The sequence below is a fragment of the Aliirhizobium sp. YIM B11859 genome (assembly GCF_057163345.1).
The window spans coordinates 24935-42341 of record NZ_JBXHAY010000003.1 but is presented as its reverse complement, the minus strand read 5'-3'; the positions used below and the strand labels follow the sequence as shown (position 1 = coordinate 42341).

15 protein-coding genes are annotated in these 17407 nt (G+C 58.4%); 1 reads left to right on the top strand and 14 read right to left on the bottom strand.

The genetic code is table 11. The features are described from left to right. Nucleotides 1-675 precede the first annotated feature (675 nt). Nucleotides 676-951, bottom strand: coding sequence for a DUF1467 family protein (locus AC2GXZ_RS12280; protein WP_483759469.1), 276 nt, complete (start codon nt 949-951; stop codon nt 676-678). 515 nt (nt 952-1466) lie between these two features. On the opposite strand from AC2GXZ_RS12280, the gene AC2GXZ_RS12275 reads away from it, so the two are divergent. Beyond that, complete coding sequence (locus AC2GXZ_RS12275; RefSeq protein ID WP_483759468.1) at nt 1467-2000, top strand: hypothetical protein; 534 nt, start codon at nt 1467-1469, stop codon at nt 1998-2000. A gap of 167 nt (nt 2001-2167) precedes the next feature. Here AC2GXZ_RS12275 and mce read toward each other — a convergent pair whose 3' ends face one another. From mce to AC2GXZ_RS12210, 13 genes are all read right to left on the bottom strand, one after another. Next, entirely contained in the window at nt 2168-2572 is a 405-nt protein-coding gene (gene mce / locus AC2GXZ_RS12270) for a methylmalonyl-CoA epimerase (protein ID WP_483759467.1), read from the bottom strand. A gap of 111 nt (nt 2573-2683) precedes the next feature. Beyond that, nucleotides 2684-4354 (bottom strand): ribonuclease J, encoded by a 1671-nt coding sequence (locus AC2GXZ_RS12265; protein WP_483759466.1) that lies wholly within the window; start codon nt 4352-4354, stop codon nt 2684-2686. An 8-nt stretch (nt 4355-4362) separates the two neighbouring features. Then, nucleotides 4363-5130: a biotin--[acetyl-CoA-carboxylase] ligase gene (locus AC2GXZ_RS12260; protein WP_483759465.1), complete on the bottom strand. Its 768-nt coding sequence runs from the start codon at nt 5128-5130 to the stop codon at nt 4363-4365. Nucleotides 5131-5135: 5 nt separating this feature from the next. Next, nucleotides 5136-6578 carry an NADH-quinone oxidoreductase subunit NuoN gene (nuoN, locus tag AC2GXZ_RS12255; protein WP_483759464.1) on the bottom strand — a complete coding sequence of 481 codons (1443 nt, stop codon included), beginning with the start codon at nt 6576-6578 and terminating at the stop codon, nt 5136-5138. Nucleotides 6579-6597: 19 nt separating this feature from the next. Then, a complete protein-coding gene (locus tag AC2GXZ_RS12250; RefSeq protein WP_483759463.1) occupies nt 6598-8109 on the bottom strand; it encodes an NADH-quinone oxidoreductase subunit M in 1512 nt (503 codons plus the stop codon). Beyond that, a complete protein-coding gene (gene nuoL / locus AC2GXZ_RS12245; protein ID WP_483759462.1) occupies nt 8109-10100 on the bottom strand; it encodes an NADH-quinone oxidoreductase subunit L in 1992 nt (663 codons plus the stop codon). The genes AC2GXZ_RS12250 and nuoL overlap by 1 nt, the downstream gene beginning before the upstream one ends. 7 nt (nt 10101-10107) lie before the next feature. After that, nucleotides 10108-10416: an NADH-quinone oxidoreductase subunit NuoK gene (gene nuoK / locus AC2GXZ_RS12240; RefSeq protein WP_483759461.1), complete on the bottom strand. Its 309-nt coding sequence runs from the start codon at nt 10414-10416 to the stop codon at nt 10108-10110. 26 nt (nt 10417-10442) lie between these two features. Further along, on the bottom strand, nt 10443-11057 hold the full coding sequence (locus AC2GXZ_RS12235; RefSeq protein ID WP_483760238.1) for an NADH-quinone oxidoreductase subunit J: 615 nt from the start codon (nt 11055-11057) through the stop codon (nt 10443-10445). 122 nt (nt 11058-11179) lie between these two features. Beyond that, a complete protein-coding gene (nuoI, locus tag AC2GXZ_RS12230; protein ID WP_483759460.1) occupies nt 11180-11674 on the bottom strand; it encodes an NADH-quinone oxidoreductase subunit NuoI in 495 nt (164 codons plus the stop codon). Nucleotides 11675-11710: 36 nt separating this feature from the next. Continuing rightward, nucleotides 11711-12757, bottom strand: a complete 1047-nt coding sequence (nuoH, locus tag AC2GXZ_RS12225; RefSeq protein ID WP_483760237.1) for an NADH-quinone oxidoreductase subunit NuoH — start codon at nt 12755-12757, stop codon at nt 11711-11713. A 7-nt stretch (nt 12758-12764) separates the two neighbouring features. Beyond that, complete coding sequence (gene nuoG / locus AC2GXZ_RS12220; RefSeq protein ID WP_483759459.1) at nt 12765-14849, bottom strand: NADH-quinone oxidoreductase subunit NuoG; 2085 nt, start codon at nt 14847-14849, stop codon at nt 12765-12767. A gap of 86 nt (nt 14850-14935) precedes the next feature. Continuing rightward, on the bottom strand, nt 14936-16240 hold the full coding sequence (gene nuoF / locus AC2GXZ_RS12215; RefSeq protein ID WP_483759458.1) for an NADH-quinone oxidoreductase subunit NuoF: 1305 nt from the start codon (nt 16238-16240) through the stop codon (nt 14936-14938). A 9-nt stretch (nt 16241-16249) separates the two neighbouring features. Beyond that, nucleotides 16250-17398, bottom strand: a complete 1149-nt coding sequence (locus AC2GXZ_RS12210) for an NADH-quinone oxidoreductase subunit E (RefSeq protein WP_483759457.1) — start codon at nt 17396-17398, stop codon at nt 16250-16252. Nucleotides 17399-17407 lie beyond the last annotated feature (9 nt).

Below are 17407 nucleotides of genomic sequence, written 5' to 3'. Positions count from 1 at the left end.
GAATATCTAAGGAGTGGGACTGGGCGCCCTCGTCACCTAAGGGACGTATTCTTACCAACCACGCGTCAGTCAGGCCATGTGGCGAACATGATCATCCGGCGGAATGCCGATCTTTATCTGTCGATCGATGACGCGCTGAAGACCGATCTTTTACGCTCACGTATCGCCCATTACGCGGAACAAGCACAGGATATACAAGGAATATTCACAGAACATACATTCGTCTCCACACCCGAATGTGGATCCATCGGCGATCGAGTTTTTGTTTTATTATAACGCGCTCGACCATCACCGAGGCGCCTTTTGCGCTTGGCCACGGTTCCCGCGTCGTCAATCGATAAAAGTCGAGGCAACTTAATTTCTTAAGCGGCGCACTGGGCGACCGCGTAAGAAACCTCTGAGGTTTCCATGACCCATCGTCTCAAAGACGATGGGTGGAAGCAGCCGGACCCCTCCGTACACTGCCTCCACTGCCGGACGTAAAACATCTCCATCCGACGCGATCTCATATCGGCACAGGGTGGACCAAGACAATGACGAGCTTTCCATGATGAAAGATCGGGTCCCCGCCCGAGCTTGGACGGTCGTTGCCAGCGTATAGCGCGAAAGAAAAACAGCCCGCGAGACTTAACGGACGCGCCGGGTTGGGTCGTTCCATGGAGACCGATTGGGAGATCAGATCGCCTTAAAGCTTGGGACGATGTCTGGGATATTGGCGACACTGAAACCGAAATAGGCCGCGGCGAGGTAATAGGCGAGGTAAATCACCGCCGAGATGACCGTTGTCAGCAGAACCACACGCCCGCCCCTGAAGTGTGCAGGTGCGCTTTCGACAGTGCCGGGCGACACCTCACCCTCCTCACTTTGGCTTCGATAACCAAGCGGCAGGACGATAAACAACACCGTCCACCATAAAATAAAATAGATCGCAGCAACGGTGAGGACGGGCATCACATAAGATCCGTTTAAAGATGACCCAAAGCTTATAGGGCGGACGCGGTCGAAGCTCAAATCGCGCTGGCCTACCGGGGGCTCAACGGAGCAGGCTCAGGCGGCTGATTTTCAAGGGTGCGATCAGGCGTCAGACAAAGTCACCAACCTTCCCCTTTCCTCATCTCCATTGCTCGTCTCCATCGCTCGTCTGCATTGCTCATTGTCGATAAAATCGCATCGCATCGATCGAAGACGCCGGCATTTGACCGGGTCACGCTAGACAGCAAAACCTGCGCCGCAGACATCACCCGCATTAAACTATAGTTCTTACATGAAATAATGTGACACTTTCACATATTTACCATAACTCAATACACTTCGATATCCAACCGATCATACCGAATAATGATCCATTCCGCATAGAATACACTGAGCACCCAGAAAATAAACAAACCCGGGTTTTGCGCCAATAGACTTGGTTTTTATTTCATGTATATCTAGCCCGTTAGACTTTCATCGAAAAGGATAAGCAAATGAGTATCAGATCTCTCGCCGTGACGATAGCTTTGCTATCCACCCCGGCGCTCGCACATGCAGCCGTTGTCGAGACATATTCCGGTGCGGTTCAATCGAAATCTCCGTTTCTCAACCCTACCAATCAGAACAATACCGAAGCTGAAATCACGGAAAACGGCACTTACACCCTCAATCTGCTTGCCAATTTTCTGTCGGGAACCGGCAACGCGTTTTCAACACTGACGGCCTATACGCTGGATTACCAAACGATCCTTGGCGTTTGGAATGTCGGCGCCGATACCGCGCTTTCAGGCATCCTGCAAAGCCAGACTTTCACGGTCACCGATGCCGCAAATACGGCTTTTGCCTGGTATAGCACGCTTGGAACCAATGGCGTCAGCAAAGCCAACTATCTGGTAACGATCGAAAAGATCGATACACCGACGCCCGTTCCAGGCCCCGAAGCTGGCGCAGGGCTTGGTGCACTGGCACTGTTTGGGGTTGCCTATTGGGCAAAACGCCGCCGCGACGAACAGGCGCTCGCGGCTTAAACAGATCAGGTCACAAAGACCAAAGAGGCTCCTCAAAGGGGCCTCTTTTTTTTCGACGGCGCATCTGAAAGGCATCCGACACCGAGCCTTTTAAGAAGAGGCCGGCGTCCGGTTTTAGACCAAACGTTCAGGTTTTAATCGGCCCTACCGCCATCGCTGTCGGGGGCTCAGATCTCTTCCAGTTCGATCAAGGTGCCGTTAAAATCTTTCGGATGCAGGAAGAGCACCGGCTTGCCGTGGGCGCCGGTTTTTGGATGGCCATCACCAAGCACGCGCGCGCCAAAAGAACGCAGCTGATCGGCAGCCTTATCGATGTCGGCGGTTTCATAACAGATATGGTGGATACCGCCGGCGGGATTGCGTTCTAAAAAACTTGCAATGGGCGAACCGTCACCAAGCGGTTCCAGCAGTTCGATCTTGGTGTTGGGCAGTTCGACAAAAACGACTGTCACGCCGTGGTCCGGCAGAGACTGTGGTGCAGACACCGTTGCTCCCAGTGTGTCGCGGTAGATCTCGACCGCCTCGTCGAGGATCGGCACGGCAATCGCGATGTGGTTGACCCGTCCGAGCATCAGTTCCTCCCTCCTGATACGTCCAGCCCGTTCAGCGCCGATAGGCGCTAAAACATCTCAATTTTTGCAACAACGTTGCCGGATCATCGAGCAGGATGATCCGGTGATTTGTTATTGCACCCGCGTGACGAAGACGGTGACGACCGGCTTTTTGCCCCAGGCCATATTGGCGGCAGACCGGACTGCACGACGCACGGCCTCACGCACCATATCGAGATCCTTGCGGCGGGCGCGCGGGATGCTTTCGACGGCGCCGAGCACGGCGTCATAAAGACCATCATCCATGTCCTCGCCCTCGTCGTCGAATTCCGGCAGGCCGAAAGAGACGAGATCGGGATCTGCGAGGAATTCAAAACGCTGATCGAGCAGGATGTTGACAGAAACCTGGCCGGCAAAAGAAAGCTTGCGGCGGTCGCCAACACCCATTTCGTCGAAGTCACCGATCAGCTTGCCATCTTTAAAGATGCGGCCATGCGGCGCTTCGCCGATGACTTCGGCAGGACCGGGCGCAAGCCGTAAGATATCGCCGTTTCGAACCCGCGGGATGGTCGCAATGCCGGCCGATGCACCAAGCTCGGCCTGCGCCGTCAGGTGGGCTGCCTCGCCATGGACCGGCACGAGGATCTGCGGTTTTGTCCATTCGTACATTTTCAAGAGCTCGTTGCGGCGCGGATGGCCCGACACATGCACCAGCGCATCGCTGTCGCCCAGCACGTGAATGCCCTGTTCGATCAGCGCGTTTTTGATCTCGATAATGGGTTTTTCATTGCCAGGAATAGTGCGCGACGAAAAGACCACCGTGTCGCCCTTGGTCAGCGCCACATGGCGCATCTCGTCGCGAGAAATCTTGGCAAGTGCCGCGCGGGATTCACCCTGGCTGCCGGTCAAGATGACGACGACCTTGTCGCGCGGGATATAACCGTATTCGTCTTCGGCGATAAACGGCTTTACGCCGTCCATGATGCCGATGTCTTGAGCGACGTTGACGACGCGCTTGAGGGACGATCCGAGCAACAGCACTTCGCGGCCGGCGGCCTCTGCTGCCTCGGCAATCGAGCGGATACGGCCGACATTCGACGAAAAGGTGGTGACGGCAACCCTGCCTTCTGCCTCTTCGATGACCTTTTGCAGGCCCTTGGAGACTTCCTCTTCCGACGGCGACACGCCTTCGCGCATCGCATTGGTGCTGTCGCACATCAGCGCCAGCACACCCTCGTTGCCGATCGCACGGAAGCGGTCTTCATCGGTCAGCGGCCCAAGCGTCGGGTGCGCATCGATCTTCCAGTCGCCGGTATGGACGACATTTCCGAGCGGCGTGCGGATGACCAGCGACATCGGTTCGGGGATCGAGTGGTTGACACCGACGGCTTCGACCGAAAACGGACCGACCTCGACGCGATCGCCAGACTTAAAAATGGTGATCGGGATTTCGGCCCGATTGCCTTCATATTTGCGCTTGGCTTCCAGCATGCCGGCGGTAAAGGGCGAGGCATAGACCGGCACGTTGAGGCCCGGCCACAGATCGTTCATCGCGCCGTAATGGTCTTCATGCGCATGGGTGATGAACATTGCCTTGAGATTGTGGCGCTGGGAGGCAAGAAAACGGATATCGGGAAGCACGAGGTCGACACCGGGGAGATCGGGACCGGGGAAGGTCACGCCGCAATCGACCATGATCCACTGGCGCTTCTCCGGCGTACCATAGCCGTAAAGAGCGAGGTTCATGCCGATCTCGCCCACGCCGCCCAGCGGCAGAAACACCAGTTCGTCTTGTTTGGTCATTCTTCTTCTTATTCCGTTCTTGCAAAAAATACATCACCTGCCGCGATCGGCAGGACTTGTCCACCCCCCATGTCGAGCAACAGCAGGCCATTGTCGTCAATCCCGGCGAATATTCCCTCCAAGGACCGGTCGGGAAGGTTGACGGTGATCTTTTCGCCGATACCGCAGGCGATCTGCCGCCAACGTTCCACGACCCGCGCCGTTCCCCGTCCCTCATCCCATTTTTCCAGCGAAAGCGCCATCGACTGATAAAGATGGGCGAAAAGTTCGTCCGGCGAAATCGCCGCACCGTGGTCGACAAGCCGCGTGACGCCATAAGGCGCGTTATCGGGCATATGGCGGATATTGATGCCCATGCCGATGACGAGCGCCCGGCGCCCATCGGGCAGTGCTTCGCCTTCCAACAATATGCCGCAGGTCTTGGCCCGGTTTATCAGAATATCGTTTGGCCATTTGACCTGAAGCAGCGCGCCGTCTGCCGGAAGCACTGCTTTGACCGCATCATGAACGGCGACGGCGACGGCAAGCGGCAACGAGGCGACACGCTCCATCGGGGCCGGATCGATCAACAGCAAGGACGCGTAGAGGTTTCCAGGCTCGGATGTCCAGGCGCGGCCACGACGGCCCCGGCCTTCGGTCTGGCGGGCGGCCGTCACCCAAAGCAGACCGGGATCGCCCGCGCGAGCGCGGGCGAGGCATTCGGTATTGGTGGAGCCTATGTCATCAAAAGCGACATGACGAAAGGCATCCAGGCCGAAACGGCCGTTTTGCGCCATCATCCTCAGAAGAAGGACCGTGCCGCAGCGTCAGCAGCAGAGCCGATCGGACCGCCAAACAGGATATAGACCAGGATGAACAGGCCGGAGATCCCGAAAACGAAGCGGATTTCGCCAGGCGTTCGGGCAAACTCGCCCTTCGGTTCGTCGAACCACATCAGTTTGACGATGCGCAGATAATAATAGGCGCCGACGACCGAGGTGAGGAAGCCGATGACGGCAAGGGCATAAAGCTTGGCTTCGGCCGCTGCGAGGAAGACGAAATATTTGGCGAAGAAGCCCGCAAGCGGCGGAATGCCGGCCATGGAGAACATCTGCGCCGTCAGGACCATGGTCATGAACGGCTTGCTCGCCCAAAGACCGGCCAGATCATCGACAGTTTCGACATAGGTACCATCGGGACGGCGCATGGAGATGATGCAGGCAAAGGTGCCGACCGACATGGCGACATAGATCAGCATATAAACGACGATGCCAGAAACACCGCTTTCGCTGCCGGCAGAAAGCCCCACCAGCGCATAACCCATATGGCCGATCGAGGAATAGGCCATCAGCCGCTTGATATTGGTCTGGACGACGGCGGCAAACGAGCCGAGCAGCATCGAAGCGATCGATACGAAGACGATGATCTGGCGCCAGTCGCCGATGATCGGCAAAAACACGTCGGCGGTCAGGCGGATCAGGATTGCCATGGCGGCAACCTTCGGCCCGGCGGCGAAAAAGGCGGTGACCGGTGTCGGCGCACCTTCATAGACGTCGGGCGTCCACATATGGAAAGGCACGGCCGAGATCTTGAAACAGGCGCCGGCAAGCATGAAGACCATGCCAAAGACCAGACCGAGGCCACGCGGTTCCGACATCAGAACATTGGCGATCTCGTCAAAGCCGGTATTGCCGGTGAAACCGTAGACCAGCGACATGCCGTAAAGCAGCATGCCCGACGAAAGCGCGCCGAGAACGAAATATTTCAGGCCAGCTTCGGTCGAGCGCAGGCTGTCGCGATTAAAAGCTGCAACGACATAAAGCGCCAGCGACATCAGTTCCAGGCCAAGGTAAAAAGCGATCAGGTCGTTGGCCGAGATCAAAAGCAGCATGCCGAGCGTCGAGATCAGCAAGAGAACCGGATATTCGAACTTGTCGAGCTGCATTGCCTTGCCCTGACCGATCGACATGATCAGCGCAAAGATCGAGCCGGCAATCGCGATCGCCTTCATGAACCGGGCGAAAGGATCGACGATGAAGGCACCGCCATAAGCTTCGCCATTGCCGGTGAAGAAGACGATCCACAGGCCGACCACCGCCAGAAGCACGATCGCCAGGGCAGAGACGAACTGGCTGGATTTTTCGCCGGCAAAAACGCCGACCATCAGAAGTGCCAGGGCACCCACCGCAAGGATGACCTCGGGGAGCGAAAGAGCCAGGCTTTGAGAGAGGAGTTCAGGGGTCATAGTCTGTCTGTTCCCGTCATCATTTCGCAGCCTGAGCGGCGGTCGCTGCGGCATCGATGGCCGCATGGTAATTGGTCACGAGCTTGTCCACCGCTGCAGCCGACGCATCGAAGACGGGTGCTGGATAGATGCCGAAGAAAATTGTCACGATGATCAGCGGCCAGACGATGCATTTCTCGCGGAAGGAAATATCCACGAGCCCCTGCATGACCGGGTTTACCGCCTTGCCGAAGATCATCCGGCGATAGAGCCACAGCATGTAGGCGGCTGAGAGCACGACACCGGTCGTAGCAAAGACCGCGGTGATGACGCTGACGCGGAAGACGCCGACGGTTGCGAGGAATTCGCCGACGAAGGCGGAAGTGCCCGGCAAACCGACATTGGCCATGGTGAAGATCAGGAAAGCCAGCGCGTATTTCGGCATGCGATGCACAAGGCCGCCGTAATCGTTGACGTTACGCGTATGGGTGCGTTCATAGACGATGCCGACGCAGAGGAAGAGCGCGCCGGAAATGACGCCATGCGACAACATCTGGAACAAAGCGCCGTGCAGGCCCTGCTGGTTGACCGCGAATATTGCCATCGTCACGTAACCCATGTGGGCGACGGAGGAATAGGCGATCATCTTCTTGATGTCGGTCTGCATCAAGGCGACGAGCGAGGCATAGATGATGGCGATGACCGAGAGCGTCAGGATCAGCGGGGTGAAATAGCTCGAAGCCAGCGGGAACATCGGCAGCGAGAAACGCAGGAAGCCGTAACCGCCAAACTTCAGAAGCAGCGCCGCAAGGTCGACCGAGCCTGCCGTCGGGGCTTCGACGTGAGCATCCGGCAACCAGGTGTGAAACGGCCACATCGGCACCTTGACGGCAAACGACAGGAAGAAGGCGAGCCACAGCCAGAACTGCATTTCCGGCGAAAACTGATGGGCGAGAAGCACCGGAATGGAGGTCGACCCCGTCTCCGCATACATGACCAGAATGCCGATCAACATGAAGATCGAGCCGAGCAAGGTATAAAGGAAGAACTTCATCGATGCGTAGATGCGCCGCGGCCCGCCCCAGACACCGATGATCAGGAACATCGGAATAAGGCTCGCCTCGAAGAAGACGTAAAAGAGCACGATATCCATCGACACGAAAACGCCGACAATCAGCACTTCCAGGACGAGGAAGGCGATCATGTATTCGCGCACATGCTTGGTGATGGCGTTCCAGCTGGTCAGCACGCCGAACGGCATGAGGAAGGTTGCCAGAACCACGAACATCACTGAAAGGCCATCGACGCCGACATGGTAGCTGATGCCCTTGCCGAGCCAGTAATACTGCTCGACCATCTGGTATTCGGCACTGTGACCGTCAAAACCTGCCCATACGAGCAGCGACAGAAGGAAGGTGATGACCGTCGTTATCAACGAGATGATCATGACGTTCTGGCGGCCGTGATCGGTATCGTCGCGGGTGAACAGAAGCAACAGCACGCCCACCATCGGGAGGAAGGTGACCGTGGAAAGAATAGGCCAATCGGTCATCAGATGGAACTCCCGAGCATCATCCAGGTAATCAGGGCAGCGACGCCGAGCAGCATCGTGAAGGCGTAGTGATAGAGGTAACCGGTCTGCAGACGAACAACCCGGTTTGCAGCATCGACGACCCGCGCGGCAACGCCGTTGGGCCCGTAATGGTCGATCGTGCCGATATCGACTTTCTGCCAGAGGAAGCGACCGAGCGCTTTCGAAGACCGGACGAACAGAAAGTCGTAGAGCTCGTCGAAATACCACTTGTTGAGCAGGAACTGGTAGAGCCCCTGCTGCGAGGCGGCCAGCCTTTTGGGCGTTTCCGGCGACTTGATGTAGAAATACCAGGCGGTGACAAAGCCGATGACCATGGCAATGAAGGGCGACAGCGCCACCAGGGCCGGAACGTGATGGAATTCCTCCACCAGTTCATTGTGTTCGGCGGTAAACAGCGCGCCCTTCCAGAAGGCGGTATATTCCTCGCCGTAAAAATGGCCCTCGAAGAGGACACCGGTCAAAACCGCGCCGATCGCCAGAACGTAAAGCGGGATCAGCATGACGTTCGGGCTTTCATGCACATGATGCATGACCTCGTGGCTTGCCCGTTCCTTGCCAAAAAAGGTCATGAAAGCCAGACGCCAGGAATAAAAGCTGGTGAAGAGTGCTGCGATGACGAGAAGCGTGAAGGCAAAACCTGCGACTGCCGAATGCGAAGCGTAAGCCGCCTCGATGATCACGTCCTTGGAGAAGAAACCGGCAAAACCGATCGGGGTGAAGGGAATGCCGACGCCGGTGAGCGCCAGCGTGCCGATCGTCATCATCCAGAAGGTGACCGGGATATGTTTTCTTAAGCCGCCCATCTTGCGCATGTCCTGCTCGCCATCAACGGCATGGATGACGGAACCGGCGCAGAGGAACAGGAGCGCCTTGAAGAAGGCGTGGGTGAAGAGATGGAAGATTGCCGCGCCATAAGCGCCGACGCCGAGCGCGACGAACATATAACCGAGCTGCGAGCATGTCGAATAGGCGATGACACGCTTGATATCGTTTTGCACCAGGCCGACGGTTGCGGCGAAAAAGGCGGTGATCGCACCGATGATGGTGACGAATGTCATCGCATCGGGTGCCAGTTCAAAGAGCGGCGACATGCGGGCGACCAAAAAGACGCCGGCGGTGACCATGGTTGCGGCATGAATGAGCGCCGAGACCGGGGTCGGGCCTTCCATCGCGTCCGGCAGCCAGGTGTGCAGCATGAACTGCGCCGATTTGCCCATGGCGCCCATGAACAGCAGCAGGCAGGCGCCGGTCAGGGCACCTTCGCGGGTGAGCGACAAGCCGAACAGGTTGAAGACGACGGTTGCAGCCTCCGGTGAGCCTTCCTTCGGCAGATAGCTGCCGGCATTGGCGAAGATGGTTTCGAAATTGATCGAGCCGAACATCACGAAAAGAGCGGCGATGCCGAGCATGAAACCGAAGTCGCCGACGCGGTTAACGATGAAGGCCTTCATCGCCGCGGCATTGGCCGAGGGACGATCGTACCAAAAGCCGATCAGCAGATAAGATGCCAGACCAACACCTTCCCAGCCGAAGAACATCTGGGCGAGATTGTCCGAGGTGATCAGCATCAGCATCGCGAAGGTGAACAGCGACAGATAGGCGAAAAAACGCGGCCGATGCGGATCGGTATGCATATAACCGACCGAATAGACATGCACGAGGAAGGACACGGTGTTGACGACGACGAACATCACGGATGTCAGCGTGTCGATACGCAGCGCCCAATAGACGTCGATATTGCCGGACTGGATCCAGCGCAGAACCTCGACGGCCATGGTTGCCTGGGAGCCAAGTGCCACCTGGAAAAAGACGATCCAGGAAAGGATCGTGACAATCGCCATCAGGCCGCAGGTGACGAATTCCGACGCCTTGGCGCCGATCTGCCGGCCCATAAGCCCGGCGATCAGGAAGCCGATCAGGGGAAGAAAGACAATAAGCTTGTAGATCATGACCCGATCAGCCCTTCATCACATTGACGTCGTCGACGGCGATCGAGCCGCGGTTGCGGTAGAAGACGACTAGAATTGCAAGACCGATGGCCGCTTCGGCGGCAGCGACGGTCAAAATGAACAGGGCAAAGACCTGACCGGCAATGTCGTTCAAGAACGACGAGAAGGCCACCATGTTGATATTGACGGCGAGCAGGATGAGCTCGATCGACATCAAGATGATGATGACATTCTTGCGGTTGAGGAAAATGCCGAAAACGCCGAGGGTGAAGAGGATGGCGCTGACGGTGAGATAGTGGGAAAGACCGATTTCCATATTACTGTTCCTTTTTCCCGCTTTCTCTACAGACCCTGGCCCGACTTGACCTTGACCACCTCGATGGCGGTTTCCGGCGTGCGGGCGACCTGGCGCGAAATATCCTGCCGCTTGATGTTCTGGCGGTGACGCAGCGTCAGCACGATGGCGCCGATCATTGCGACCAACAGGACCATGCCGGCGACCTGGAAGAAGTAGACGTAATGGGTATAGAGCACGTCGCCCAGCGCCGCCGTATTGCTGCGTTCCGCCGGGTTGGGGATCGGCATGGTGATCGATGATGCCGCTTCCGGCGACAGCACGCTGCCGCCGACAACGAGGACCAGTTCGGCGGCAACCACGATCCCGACCAAAATGCCGACCGGTGCATATTGCAGCATGCCGGAACGGAATTCGGCAAAATCGATATCGAGCATCATGACGACGAAGAGGAAGAGAACCGCAACGGCGCCGATATAAACGACCAGCAGGATCATCGCCAGGAACTCGGCTCCCGTCAGCAGGAAAAGGCCTGCCGAATTAAAGAAGACGACGATCAAGAAGAGAACCGAGTGAACCGGGTTCTTGGACGAAATGACCATGAACGCCGACGCCACTGCGACGAACGCGAAGAGATAAAAGAATAGTGCCTGCAGACCCATCGTCGTGCCTTCTCGTCCCTCGTCGAGATCGGGCATTTAGCCCACCCCGCCCAACCGATGCCGTTGCGACACCGGGATTAACCTCATCAAAGCCGGCGACCCCGCCGCCGGCAAAAACGCCCCTACCGGTAGGGCGCATCCATTGCGATATTGCGGGCGATTTCCCGCTCCCAGCGGTCGCCGTTTGCCAGAAGCTTGGCCTTGTCGAAATAGAGCTCCTCGCGGGTTTCCGTCGAGAACTCGAAATTCGGCCCCTCGACGATCGCATCGACCGGGCAGGCTTCCTGGCAGAAACCGCAATAGATGCATTTCACCATGTCGATATCGTAACGCACCGTGCGGCGGGTGCCGTCATTGCGGCGCGGACCGGCCTCGATGGTGATCGCCTGAGCTGGACAGATTGCTTCGCACAGCTTGCAGGCGATGCAGCGTTCTTCGCCGTTCGGATAACGGCGCAGCGCATGTTCGCCGCGGAAACGCGGCGAGACCGGGCCTTTTTCGAACGGATAGTTGATCGTCGCCTTCTGCTTGAAGAACAGATATTTGAACGCCAGGAAAAAGGCGCTGACAAATTCCTTCAGGAACAGCGAACTGACGGCGTTGGATAGGCTAGCCATCTTATTCTCCAGTAATGCCGGTTGCGACGATGGCGATCATCCTGCCCATCCCGTCAGCTTCAGAACGAATGCCACGACGATCATGATAATGAGCGACATCGGCAGAAAAACCTTCCAGCCGAGACGCATCAGCTGGTCGTAGCGGTAGCGGGGCACGATCGCCTTTGCCATGGCAAAGAGGAAAAAGCAGAAGGACAGTTTGATGACGAACCAGATGATGCCGGGCACCCAGTTGATCAGCCAGAAATCGACCGGCGGCAACCAGCCACCCAGAAAGAGGATGGTCATCAGCGAGCAGACGAGCAGGATCGCCGCGTATTCCGACAGCATCAGCATCATATACGGCGCCGAACCGTATTCGACCATGTAACCGGCGACCAGTTCGGATTCTGCTTCGGGCAAGTCGAAGGGCGGACGGTTGGTTTCGGCAAGGCCCGAGATGAAGAAGATCACGAACATCGGGAACAGCGAGAACCAGTGCCAGTCGAGGAACGAGTTCGGCAGGCCGAGCATCGTGCCGAGACCGGTTTTCTGCGCGTAAACGATGTCAGTCAGGTTCAGCGAGCCGACGCAGAGCAGAACGGTGACGATGACGATACCGATCGAGACCTCATAGGAGACCATCTGGGCTGCGGAGCGAAGCGCGCCGAGGAAGGGATATTTCGAGTTCGATGCCCAGCCGGCCATGATCACGCCATAGACCTCGAGCGAGGAAATGGCGAAGATATAGAGGATGCCGACATTGATGTTGGCGATCACCCAGCCATCGTTGAGCGGGATCACCGCCCAGGTGGCGAGCGCCAGCGTGACCGACACTAGCGGGGCGAGCAGGAAAACGACCTTGTCGGCGCCGGACGGAATGATCGGCTCTTTGAAGACGAATTTCAAAAGGTCGGCGAAAGACTGGAACAGGCCGAAGGGACCGACCACGTTCGGGCCGCGTCGAAGCTGCACATTTGCCCAAACCTTACGGTCGGCAAGCAGGATGAAGGCGATGAAAACCAGTAGGCAGACCAACAGAAGCAGCGACTGGCCCACCATGATGAGCGCCGGCCAAACGTAGGTCCAGAAGAACAGATCCATATTCATATCACTCCGCCGCAGCCTTGAAGTTGTTGCGGGCCAATGCCGAGCAATCCGCCATTACGGCAGAGGCGCGGGCAATCGGGTTGGTCAGGTAGAAATCCTTGATCGGCGAAGAGAAGCCGCCCTTGGTCATATCGCCGCCTTTTTGTCCGAGCGTTGCCACATCGGTGACCGAACCCGCAGCGATCTCGTCGATCTCGGCAAAATGCGGATGGTCCTGGTAAAGCTTCGCGCGCAATGCCGGAAGGCTGTCGAAGGGCAGTTTCTTGCCGAGCACGTCGGAGAGCGCGCGCAGGATCGCCCATTCCTCACGGGCCTCGCCCGGGGCAAAGCCTGCGCGGTTGCCCATCTGGACGCGGCCCTCGGTATTGACCCATGTGCCGGACTTTTCGGTATAGGCGGCCCCCGGCAGGATGATGTCGGCATTCATCGCGCCACTATCGCCGTGGCTGCCGATATAGATCGTGGTCTTGGCGTATTTGGCCGCGAAATTCATCTCGTCGGCGCCGAGCAGGAAAAGAACATCCATCGAGCGCAGCATGGTCGCGGCATCAGCCCCCTTCGGCCCCGGCACGAAACCGAGATCGAGGCCACCGACGCGCGAGGCTGCCGTGTGGAGGACGGCAAAACCGTTCCATTCTTCCGTCAACGCACCGACGGAACCGGCGAGTTGGCTTGCGGCCTGAAGCACGGCCAAGCCATCCGGGCGGGTGAGAGCCCCCTGCCCCACGATGATCATCGGATTCTTGGCGCCGCGCAACTTTTCGGCAAAGCTGTTGGCACCCGACGCGAGATCGGACAGCGTCTCCGGGCCGGCACCGAGATAATCGTAGGCATAACGAAGCTCGCCCGCTTCGCCGATCACGCCGATCGGGAAATTGCCGCGGCGGAAGCGCTTGCGGATGCGAGCATTGAGAACGGCTGCCTCGATGCGCGGATTGGCGCCGATGATGAGCAGCGCACCAGCCTGTTCGATGCCTTCGATCGTCGGGTTGAAAAGATAGGTCGAGCGGCCGAGCGACGGATCAAGCGCCGTCCCGTCCTGGCGACAGTCGAGATTTTCCGAGCCGAGCGAGGCGAGCAGCTGCTTCAGCGCATACATTTCCTCGACCGAGGCAAGGTCACCGGCAATCGCGCCGATCTTGTCGCCGGAGGAGGCCGAGACCGCTGACTTGACGGCGGCGAAGGCTTCGCCCCAGCTTGCCGGCACCAGACGGCCATCCTTGCGAACATAAGGGCGGTCGAGACGCTGGGTCTTCAGGCCATCCCAGATGAAGCGGGTCTTGTCGGAGATCCACTCCTCGTTCACCTGTTCGTTGACGCGCGGCATGATGCGCATGACTTCACGGCCGCGGGTATCAACGCGAATGGCGGAGCCGACGGCATCCATGACGTCGATCGATTCCGTCTTGCCGAGTTCCCACGGACGGGCGGTGAAGGCGAAAGGCTTGGAGGTGAGCGCACCGACCGGGCAAAGGTCAACGACATTGCCCTGCAGTTCGGAGGTCATCGCCTGTTCGAGATAGGTGGTGATCTCGGCATCCTCGCCGCGGCCGATCAGGCCAAGCTCGGAAATGCCGCCGACCTCCGTGGTAAAGCGGACGCAGCGCGTGCAGTGGATGCAGCGGTTCATCACCGTCTTGACCAGCGGGCCGATATATTTGTCTTCGACGGCGCGCTTGTTTTCCGCATAACGCGAACTGTCGATGCCAAACGCCATCGCCTGGTCCTGCAGGTCACATTCGCCGCCCTGGTCGCAAATCGGGCAATCGAGCGGATGGTTGATCAGCAGGAATTCCATCACGCCTTCGCGGGCCTTCTTGACCATCGGCGTGGTGGTGAAGACTTCCGGCAATTCGCCATTCGGGCCGCCGCGGATATCGCGCACGCTCATGGCACAGGAGGCGGTCGGCTTCGGCGGGCCGCCCTTCACCTCGATCAGGCACATGCGGCAATTGCCGGCGACCGAAAGACGCTCATGGAAACAAAAGCGCGGAATCTCGGCGCCCGCTTCCTCGCATGCCTGAAGCAGCGTGAAATGGTCCGGAACCTCGATCTCGTTGCCGTCAACCTTCAGCTTTGTTGCCATTGTTTCACTTGCGTCCTGTGTTCAATCCCGGCCCTCAAGGCCCGAAAATGGTTCATTTCAACAGCCGAAGCCGCCTTTTGGGCGTGTTATTCGGCGGCCTCCATGACGGCGCCTTCCGACGTCGCATTGTATGTGTACTGATCGATCCGTGCCTCGATTTCGGGGCGGAAGTTGCGGATCAGGCCCTGGATCGGCCAGGCGGCAGCGTCGCCGAGCGCGCAGATCGTGTGGCCTTCGACCTGCTTGGTCACCTGGAACAACATGTCGATTTCGCGCTTCTGGGCATTGCCGCGGACCATGCGTTCCATCAGGCGCATCATCCAGCCGGTGCCTTCGCGGCACGGCGTGCACTGGCCGCAGCTTTCATGCTTGAAGAAGGCCGAGATGCGCCAGATTGCCTTGATGACGTCGGTCGACTTGTCCATGACGATCATGCCGCCGGTGCCGAAGGAGGATTTCACCTCGCGCATGCCGTCGAAATCCATGATCGCATCGGCCATGTCTTCGCCGCGGACGATCGGGCAGGATGCGCCGCCAGGGATGACGGCCAAGAGATTGTCCCAACCGCCACGAATGCCGCCGCAATGGGTTTCGATGATCTCGCGGAAGGAATGGCCCATCGCCTCTTCGAAGGTGCAAGGCTTTTCGACATGGCCGGAGACCATGAACAGTTTGGTGCCGACATTGTTGGGACGGCCGATCGAGGAGAACCAGGAAGCACCGCGGCGCAGGATGGTCGGCGCGACCGAGATCGATTCGACGTTGTTGACCGTGGTCGGGCAACCATAGAGGCCCATGTTCGCCGGGAATGGCGGCTTCATGCGCGGCTGGCCCTTTTTGCCCTCAAGGCTTTCGAGCAATGCCGTCTCTTCGCCGCAAATATAGGCGCCGGCGCCGTGATGGACGAAGATGTCGAAATCCCAGCCGTTCTTGTTGTTGGCGCCGAGAAGGCCGGCATCGTAACATTCGTCGATCGCCGCCTGCAGCGCTTCACGCTCGCGCATATATTCGCCGCGGACATAGATATAGGCTGTGTGGGCGCCCATGGCGAAACCGGCAATCAGGCAGCCTTCGATCAGCGTGTGCGGATCATGGCGCAGGATTTCGCGGTCCTTGCAGGTGCCGGGCTCGGATTCATCGGCATTGACGACGAGATAATGCGGACGGCCGTCGCTCTCCTTGGGCATGAAGGACCATTTGAGACCGGTCGGAAAACCCGCGCCACCACGACCACGAAGGCCGGATGCCTTCATCTCGTTGATGATCCAGTCCCTGCCTTTTTCGATGATGATCTTCGTGCCGTCCCAATGTCCACGGCTCATCGCGCCCTTCAAGGACTTGTCCTTGAGGCCGTAGATGTTGGTGAAGATGCGATCTTGATCTTTAAGCATGTCTCACCCTCACCGCGGTTTCTTGCCGAAGACTTTAATGTATTCGGCTTCGCCACCCTTGGCGAGCGCCTTGGCCTGACTGATCCAGTCGTCGCGATCGATGCGACCCTTGAAATTCAGGTAGCCATCCACCCATTCGCGCTCGGCCTTTTTCCACGATGCAACTTGCGCGAAGGTGAAAATGCCGAGTTCGTGGAGAATAGCCTCGATCTTCGGGCCGACACCGGAAATCAGCTTCAGATCATCAACGGCGTCGGGCCTATCGATGCCCTTCGGACGGTTCTTGTCTTCGAGCGACGGTTTTTCGGCCTTTGCCGCGGGAGCCGCCTTGGCGGGAGAAGCTGCAGCTTCGGCCTTGGCGGGAACCGCGGCAGTTTCCGTGGCCTTGGCATTCGCTTCGGCTGCCTTCGGTGCGGTGACCGGCGTTTTCAGCTTCGGATCGGTTTCCGGGGCCGTGTCCTTCGGCTTGGCGGCCTCGGCCGGCGGCACGGGGGCGGCGTCGACAACGGGTTCCGGCTGCGGCTCCAGATTGGTGCGAACCGGGGTGATCTTGTCATTGAGCGTAACCGCTCCACCTTCGGGCGCCGAAAGGTGGCGATCGATCTGCGGACCAACCTTGATCTCGCTTCCCTTGCCTGCCGCGAACGTATCGATGATTTCCTCAAGCCGCTCGGGTGTCAGGTCCTCGTAGGCATCCTTGAAGATGATCACCATCGGCGCGTTGACGCAGGCGCCCTGACACTCGACCTCTTCCCAGGACAACGTGCCTTCGGCATTGGGCTGCAGCGGATCATGATGGATCTTGCGCTGACAGACCTTGATCAGTTCTTCTGCGCCGCGCAGCATGCAGGGCGTCGTGCCGCAGACCTGGATATGGGCGCGGGTGCCGACCGGTTTCAGCTGGAACTGGGTGTAGAAGGTCGCCACTTCCATGACACGGATATAGGCCATGTCGAGCTTTGCCGCGACATGTTCGATCGTGGCGCGGGTGACCCAGCCATCCTGTTCCTGTGCCCGCATGAGAAGCGGGATGACGGCCGACTGCTGCCGGCCGGCCGGATATTTCCTGATCGTTGCCTCGGCCCAGGCCGCGTTTTCTTCGCTGAAGGCGAAGTTTGCGGGCTGGAACTGCTCTTCGGCTAGTCGACGAACGGACATTCTTTCACA

What these genes read in the sequence shown, in the direction of transcription:
- nuoN (WP_483759464.1), bottom strand. Translation starts at nt 6,578, where the DNA reads ATGACCCCTGAACTCCTCTCTCAAAGCCTGGCTCTTTCGCTCCCCGAG.
- nuoK (WP_483759461.1), bottom strand. Translation starts at nt 10,416, where the DNA reads ATGGAAATCGGTCTTTCCCACTATCTCACCGTCAGCGCCATCCTCTTC.
- nuoH (WP_483760237.1), bottom strand. Translation starts at nt 12,757, where the DNA reads ATGGATCTGTTCTTCTGGACCTACGTTTGGCCGGCGCTCATCATGGTG.
- nuoI (WP_483759460.1), bottom strand. Translation starts at nt 11,674, where the DNA reads ATGGCTAGCCTATCCAACGCCGTCAGTTCGCTGTTCCTGAAGGAATTT.
- AC2GXZ_RS12265 (WP_483759466.1), bottom strand. Translation starts at nt 4,354, where the DNA reads ATGACCAAACAAGACGAACTGGTGTTTCTGCCGCTGGGCGGCGTGGGC.
- nuoF (WP_483759458.1), bottom strand. Translation starts at nt 16,240, where the DNA reads ATGCTTAAAGATCAAGATCGCATCTTCACCAACATCTACGGCCTCAAG.
- AC2GXZ_RS12260 (WP_483759465.1), bottom strand. Translation starts at nt 5,130, where the DNA reads ATGGCGCAAAACGGCCGTTTCGGCCTGGATGCCTTTCGTCATGTCGCT.
- mce (WP_483759467.1), bottom strand. Translation starts at nt 2,572, where the DNA reads ATGCTCGGACGGGTCAACCACATCGCGATTGCCGTGCCGATCCTCGAC.
- nuoG (WP_483759459.1), bottom strand. Translation starts at nt 14,849, where the DNA reads ATGGCAACAAAGCTGAAGGTTGACGGCAACGAGATCGAGGTTCCGGAC.
- AC2GXZ_RS12235 (WP_483760238.1), bottom strand. Translation starts at nt 11,057, where the DNA reads ATGGGTCTGCAGGCACTATTCTTTTATCTCTTCGCGTTCGTCGCAGTG.
- AC2GXZ_RS12275 (WP_483759468.1), top strand. Translation starts at nt 1,467, where the DNA reads ATGAGTATCAGATCTCTCGCCGTGACGATAGCTTTGCTATCCACCCCG.
- nuoL (WP_483759462.1), bottom strand. Translation starts at nt 10,100, where the DNA reads ATGATCTACAAGCTTATTGTCTTTCTTCCCCTGATCGGCTTCCTGATC.
- AC2GXZ_RS12250 (WP_483759463.1), bottom strand. Translation starts at nt 8,109, where the DNA reads ATGACCGATTGGCCTATTCTTTCCACGGTCACCTTCCTCCCGATGGTG.
- AC2GXZ_RS12280 (WP_483759469.1), bottom strand. Translation starts at nt 951, where the DNA reads ATGCCCGTCCTCACCGTTGCTGCGATCTATTTTATTTTATGGTGGACG.
- AC2GXZ_RS12210 (WP_483759457.1), bottom strand. Translation starts at nt 17,398, where the DNA reads ATGTCCGTTCGTCGACTAGCCGAAGAGCAGTTCCAGCCCGCAAACTTC.